4 protein-coding genes are annotated in these 6,657 nt (G+C 35.1%); 3 read left to right on the top strand and 1 reads right to left on the bottom strand.

Features of this window, described 5'->3' with window-relative positions:
* The first annotated feature begins 375 nt into the window (after positions 1-375).
* The 3 genes from B3E92_RS07605 to B3E92_RS07595 all read left to right on the top strand — a co-directional run bounded on the left by B3E92_RS07605 (position 376) and on the right by B3E92_RS07595 (position 5,227).
* Positions 376-3,144: a TonB-dependent receptor gene (locus B3E92_RS07605; RefSeq protein ID WP_286896016.1), complete on the top strand. Its 2,769-nt coding sequence runs from the start codon at positions 376-378 to the stop codon at positions 3,142-3,144.
* A gap of 82 nt (positions 3,145-3,226) precedes the next feature.
* The gene (locus B3E92_RS07600; protein ID WP_286896014.1) at positions 3,227-4,684 is read left to right on the top strand and encodes a hypothetical protein; all 1,458 of its coding nucleotides are present in this window, start codon (positions 3,227-3,229) and stop codon (positions 4,682-4,684) included.
* Between the two features lie 105 nt (positions 4,685-4,789).
* Positions 4,790-5,227 carry a hypothetical protein gene (locus tag B3E92_RS07595; protein WP_286752894.1) on the top strand — a complete coding sequence of 146 codons (438 nt, stop codon included), beginning with the start codon at positions 4,790-4,792 and terminating at the stop codon, positions 5,225-5,227.
* A 161-nt stretch (positions 5,228-5,388) separates the two neighbouring features.
* Here the strand turns inward: B3E92_RS07595 and B3E92_RS07590 are convergent, their stop codons facing one another.
* Entirely contained in the window at positions 5,389-6,564 is a 1,176-nt protein-coding gene (locus tag B3E92_RS07590; protein ID WP_286896013.1) for a hypothetical protein, read from the bottom strand.
* Between the last annotated feature and the right edge of the window lie 93 nt (positions 6,565-6,657).

Genomic DNA, 6,657 nt, shown 5'->3' with positions numbered 1-6,657 from the left:
ATTGCATATAAAAAGCAATTTACTGCAGTGAGTTAACAGTTGGCAATGGAAGATGATCGGTCTCTCTCAACTGGCAGTACCACTTATCTATATAAGACCGTAAATGGCATTCATTAAAGTGTAATTTAGAAAAATAACCTTATTGTGTTAATAAATTAAGTGCTTAATAATTTTATTACACTTCTTTAACATGTTGTCCTATTAAGGGGAGGAAATATTCGTATAAATTGGATAAACAGCTGTTTTTTGCTGAAAATCAAGAAAAATAGGAGGTAAGTAACATTAAATTAACAACTGATTGATGTAATGGTAATTTGTTGTTAATGTTAATCTAATATTCTGCTAATAGATTTGCAGAAACAAAAAACAAATAAATTGAAACCACAATTACAACTTAAAGGAATCGCTGCTGCCATGACGCTTGTAGTAGCTGCATCAACAACAGTTTATGCACAAAGTAGTGGGAAGTTAATGGGGACTATTACTAACAGTAAAACTGGTGAAACAATCACAGGAGTAACTGTTCGTATTTTAGGAACATCAAGAGGTGGAAGCTCTGATGTATCTGGAAAATACAGTATTCCAGCTTTACCGGCAGGTAAATATACTGTAGAATATATTTATATTGGTTACTCGACGAAGCAAGTTACCGAGGTTGAGATTAAAGCGAATGATTTGACCAATTTGGATATTGTTCTTGATAATTCGGAAGGACAGGTGTTAGATCAAGTTGTGGTTACAGGATCTTTTAAGAAAGAATCTATTGGTGCATTATATTCGCAACAAAAAAATAGTGCATTGATTTCTGATGGTATTTCAAGTGAACAGATTAGAAGATCGCCAGATAAAAATACATCCGAAGCATTACGTCGTGTCAGTGGTACGACAATTCAAGATAATAAGTTTGTCATCGTTCGCGGTTTGAGTGATCGTTATAACGTTGCTATGATGGACGGCTCGGTACTACCAAGTACAGAAGCCAATCGTCGCGCTTTTTCATTTGATATTATTCCTTCGAATCTTATTGATAAAATAACGATCTCAAAAACAGCTACTCCAGATTTACCAGCAGATTTTGCAGGGGGAGCTGTACAGATTACAACAAAAGATATTCCTGATCAAAACTTCGTTTCTTTTGGTTTAGGCTATGGTTATAACACAGCCTCAACTTTTAAAGACTTTTTGCAAACCAAGAAGAATTTTCAAAACTATCTTGGTTTTGATGATGGATCTAGTAAGTTGGCCAAGAATTATCCTTCGCGAGAAGCATTCGCGGCTGGTTTATCGCAAAAGTGGCAACGTTTAACTATGAAATCGTTGTCGAATGATTTCTCTGTTGAAAATAAGAAGGCTCTTCCCTCTCAAGCTTATCAATTTTCTTTGGGTCGAGTAAAGCAATATGAGAATAACAATAAGTTTGGTGCGCTATTTTCTGTAAATTATCGGAATTCCCAAAATATTTTATCAAATATTGAACGTAAGTGGTATCAATATGATTATAAAGATAATCAATATAAGTTTACAACGAATTTGGGGGCAATGGCTAATTTCGGTTATTCTTTTGGAAAGAATAAAATCTCTTGGAAGAACTTGTACAATCGAAATTATGATAACTTATATACTGAGCGAACAGGAACACATCTTGGAACGACATCAGTAAATAAATTCTATGCTTTTGATATTTTACAAAAATCATTGTTCAAGTCAACCTTGGAAGGAGATCATGTACTTTCGGATCTAAATGATAGAATTAAATGGACAGCATCCTATAGCAACATTAAAAACAACCAGCCGAATCAGATGAAAATCAATTATGCAAAAGCGATTGATAAAGAAAATGATTCTACAGTTCCTTATTTGGCCAACATTACAAGTCCTAGTAAAGAGAATACACGTTTGTTTTCAGATCTTAATGAAAATGTTTTCTCTGGTGAGTTAAACTATGCTAGACCAATGAATTTTCTATCGGCACCAACTACATTGAAAGTTGGTGCTGGAGCGAATTATCGTCATCGTGATTTTGATGCGCGTTTTGTTGGTCTTGTCTTAGATGTAATTAAGATGGATTCAAAATTAGCTGATCAAATACGTGAACTTTCTCCAGATAAAATATTTGCTGCAGATTTGATCGATAAAAACTACTTTAAATATGATGAAATCCAAATGCCTGGTGACTTCTATACTGCAAAATCAATGACAGGATTTGGGTACGCGATGATGGACCAAAAGTTTATGGATAAGTTTCGCATAGTCTATGGTTTGCGTGTTGAAAATTATAATGTTCAAATTGACACAGACAAAAAGGATGTTGATGATACAAAACTAGACTTTTTGCCGTCAATTAATATGACTTATAGTTTAAATAGTAAGACAAATCTTAGGGCTTCCTATTATCGAACAATTGCTCGTCCTGAATTACGAGAATTAGCACCATTTAGTTATTATGATTACGAGCAATTCGGAACTATTTCCGGGAATACAAAACTAAAACGAAGCGCAATCAATAATGCGGATTTGAGATTTGAAATATATCCCAAAGCTGGCGAAATCTTTTCGGTCTCTGCATTCTATAAACAGTTTACAGATGCTATTGAAGCATCTCGCTATGATGTAAATTCGACAGTTGATGTTTCCTATTTCAATACACCGAAAGCAACCTTATATGGAGCTGAGTTAGAGGCAAGAAAGAAATTGGATTTTGTCAGTGAAAATCAACTGTTTTCTAACACAACCGCATATTTAAATCTTTCTTATGTGCATTCGAAGGTGACTAATCCGACTGATCAGGACTATAAAGAGAAAACTCGACCTATGGTTGGACAATCACCTTATACTATCAATGCAGGATTGCAACATAGCGCATTGGGTAATAAATTGAATGTTAATGTTCTTTTTAACCGCATTGGTAAGCGAATAGCGCAAGCAGGAGGAATTACCTTTGCCAGTGCTTACGAAGCGCCTCGTAATGTATTAGATGCACAAGTTGGCTACAAATTGATGAAGAATAAAGCGGAGGTAAAGGTTAATTTGGGTGATATCTTGAATAATCCTGTAAACGTATATTTTGATAATGAAGCTAAGGAAATTCTATATCGCTATAAGACCGGCGGAAATTATTCAGTATCATTTAATTATACATTTTAGTAGTAATATAAACTTAATATTAGTTTAAATGTAAAGACATACTTAAAGTGTTTTTTTGTATCAAGATTTTAAAGCTTAAAAAATGAAAAAAAGATTTTTATTCTTCTCACTAGCAGCGTTATTATTTGCTGGAGCATGTAAGGAAACAACAATTACGGATGAAGGTGGCGGTACTGAAACTCCAACAAATCCTGAAAATCAAAATGTCGTAGAGATCTCAGGTGAGATAACAACTAATACAACTTGGACATCAGATAAAATCTATGTTTTAAAAGGATTCGTATACGTAAGTAATGGTGCCACTTTAACAATCGAACCTGGAACCATTATTAAAGGTGATAAAGCTTCAAAAGCAACATTGACAATTACACGAGGTTCAAAAATTAATGCAACAGGAACAGCAGACAAACCAATTGTATTTACATCAAATTTGGCGGCTGGAGCTCGTTCCCAGGGAGACTGGGGTGGAGTAATCCTTTTGGGTAAGGCTCCTGTTAACCAAGGTACAGATGTTAAGATCGAAGGTGGTCTTGCTGGACCAACAGGTAAGGATGAAAAAAATTATATTTATTATGGAGGAACTGATGCTGCAGACAACTCAGGAACTTTAAAATATGTTCGTATTGAGTTTGCTGGAATTGCATATTCAGTTGATAATGAAATTAACGGTTTAACATTGGGAGGTGTAGGAAACGGTACAACATTAGAATATATCCAAGTCTACCGTTCAGGTGATGATGCATTTGAATGGTTCGGTGGTACAGTAAATGCGAAACATCTTCTAGCTGTAGGAACTTGGGATGATGATTTTGATACAGATTTTGGGTATTCTGGCAATGTCCAATTTGCATTAGCACAACGTGTACCTACTGTTGCAGATCAATCAGGCTCTAATGGTTTTGAATCTGATAACAACGCTACAGGGACCGACCAAACTCCAAAAACTTCTGCTGTATTTTCTAACGTGACAATTCTAGGCCCAATTCAAAAGGCTGGAGGATCTTTTAATGCGAACTTCCAACATGGTGCTCAAGTGCGTCGGAACTCTTCTATCAGTATCTTAAATTCAGTTATTTCAGGTTTTCCTTTGGCTGGATTATATGTTGATGATACAAAGGTAATCACAGCAAATTCGACTTCGAATAATTTCTTAAGTGGAAATGCAGTTTTTGAAAATAATTTGGTATATGGTTCTAAAGACGCTGATTTAAAAGTTAGCTCAGCTACAAATGCTGCGGCTGTCTCTACACTTATACGTGCTAAAAATGTTTTCGAAAATGGTAAATATGCATCTGAACTGTTCGTAGCCCCTTATAACTTTGGTTCAGATTTTTCAAATACAAGCAACACTCCAAATTTCCAAGTGTTATCTGGATCCGCTGCTGCTAGTGGAGCAAGTTTTACCAATGCTAAGGTGTCTGGAAGTTTTTTTGAGAAAGTGGCTTATAAAGGTGCTTTTGGTACGACGGATTGGACAAGTGGTTGGGCTCATTATGATCCACAGAACTTGGCATATACCACTCCTGGAAAAGTAAAATAATTATAGTTTAGTAAATAGATGAAAAATCCCGCCTTGGCGGGATTTTTTATGTAGCATATATTTTAAATAATTCGTTAAATAGTCAAATAAAATAAATTCTAAATTATGAAACGAACAATCTATTTGGTTTTAATGGGTGCTTTCCTCCTTTTTGGGTGTAAAAAATCGAATGATATCAATGATCCTTCAACTTCTGGACTTAAAGTAGAAATAAAAGGAATTTCTGGTTGGGGCGAATTTGTAAATATTACTGTCGATCAAAATAAGACAGAGGTAAAGTATCCCGCTGGAACCACTGGCAATCCTCAAACTGTAAAAGATAAAAGCTACAAAACCAGTGAAGACACTTTTAGAAAGTTATCGTCATATGTCGAAACGTATGATTTAATGAACGCCAAAATTGACGAGTGTGCACGTTGTGTAGATGGAGCAGACTATGTGATTACAGTAAAATCCGAAGGTAAAAAAAATACGGTAACAATTGCAGGGCAGCGTACAGATGGGAAATATACAGATGTACTTGATTTTATAAGCAAACTTTAGAACATATAAAGCTTACTTGATGATATATTTTCTACCGTAAGCTTTGATTCTACTGAAATTTTAGGATAGCGATGTAAAATTCCGATTATCAATTAGAATACCAACAGAGTAAACTTGTTGATATTTTAATTAATTCCGTGGGACCTTTGAAAAGGGCTGTCTCATCTCGGATCGTAGTGATATACAATCTGATAAGACTGATTTTTAAGCTCCTCAGACAATTGACCTATATCTAGCGTTTGCGCTTGTGGTGTAGGTTCACAGACAGAATAATATTTTCCATTGTACAAAATAGCATCACCGATAGGATGTTCAAATTGGACGGCCATCGTTACATGAGTGGGATAGAGCAGGGTGATCATAGGAAGATTGTAGATTTCCTTTACCAGATAAAAAAACAGGGCAACACGGTCATCACAGTCACTGTATTTATTCAATAGCGTTTGTTCTGCAGAAAGGCGCTTTTCGGATCCGAAATTCTCTTCGTCATTTTCGTATAAGAATGCATATCGCGTAAACCGCATTAAATAATCGACACCTTCCTGCTGATTTTTTCCTTTTAAATTTTCCTTGAGCGCAGGAATCAGTGATTGATAAGTCTCTTTGCTAAGTGGAATATTGAAATAAGTTTCAAAATCTACGCCAGGATAGTTTTTAAAAAGATCACTGATATCTTCATTCAACTTGACATTAAAATGGTAGGCTTTATGTCCATAATTGAACTCAATTTGCTTCTCCTTATAATTTGCGGGTACAAAATCAGGTAATTTTGTGATTTTGTAACTGAAATCTTCGATAGCTTCTGGTACTTTAATTTTAACAGGAATATAGGTGTCTGCGCGTTGAAAGAGCTTTCCATAGTCATGGAAGTTTAAACAGGTGTATTTCTTGCCATCAATTTCAAAAAAAGGAATATCAGAGATATCTTCTTTGTTCTGAATGAAAAATATGATCTGATTATTACCCACAGCCAAGCGGGCATCATAACCAGATTTACACATTAAAAACCATTTATATAAAGTATAGCGTGTATAATTTTCAGCTTTCGGGGCAATCTGCTGTGCGGTGCGGCGAATCAGCTGATAATAGACCCAATCATTCAAATGATGTTCATCTTTGTATTCGAGCAAACTGTTTACAAGTTGTATGTAATCGGTTTGATCAGCTATTTGATAGAATTTTTGTACATGAGCTATCGTTAAGCTGTCTTTGAATGGAATATTAAAGGAGGGGGGGACATCAATAGACACTTTCCCATCATAAAAATCGAAATCATGATGTTGCGCCCAGAGCTGCTGTGAAGCACAGGTTAACCAAATGAGTATGGTCAAAAACATTCGATATATTTCCCTTAATTTCAATTCTTAATAATTTGATAACATAGATGTAATATAAAGTTAATGAATTGTCACTTGCGTCCTAAACGTTAA

Source organism: Sphingobacterium sp. UBA6317 (assembly GCF_002440385.1).
GTDB lineage: Bacteria > Bacteroidota > Bacteroidia > Sphingobacteriales > Sphingobacteriaceae > Sphingobacterium > Sphingobacterium multivorum.
This window is presented reverse-complemented; position numbering and strand designations above follow the sequence as displayed.

Excerpts from the sequence above, each read along its gene's own strand:
- B3E92_RS07595 (WP_286752894.1), top strand. The coding sequence starts at position 4,790 with ATGAAACGAACAATCTATTTGGTTTTAATGGGTGCTTTCCTCCTTTTT.
- B3E92_RS07590 (WP_286896013.1), bottom strand. The coding sequence starts at position 6,564 with ATGTTTTTGACCATACTCATTTGGTTAACCTGTGCTTCACAGCAGCTC.
- B3E92_RS07600 (WP_286896014.1), top strand. The coding sequence starts at position 3,227 with ATGAAAAAAAGATTTTTATTCTTCTCACTAGCAGCGTTATTATTTGCT.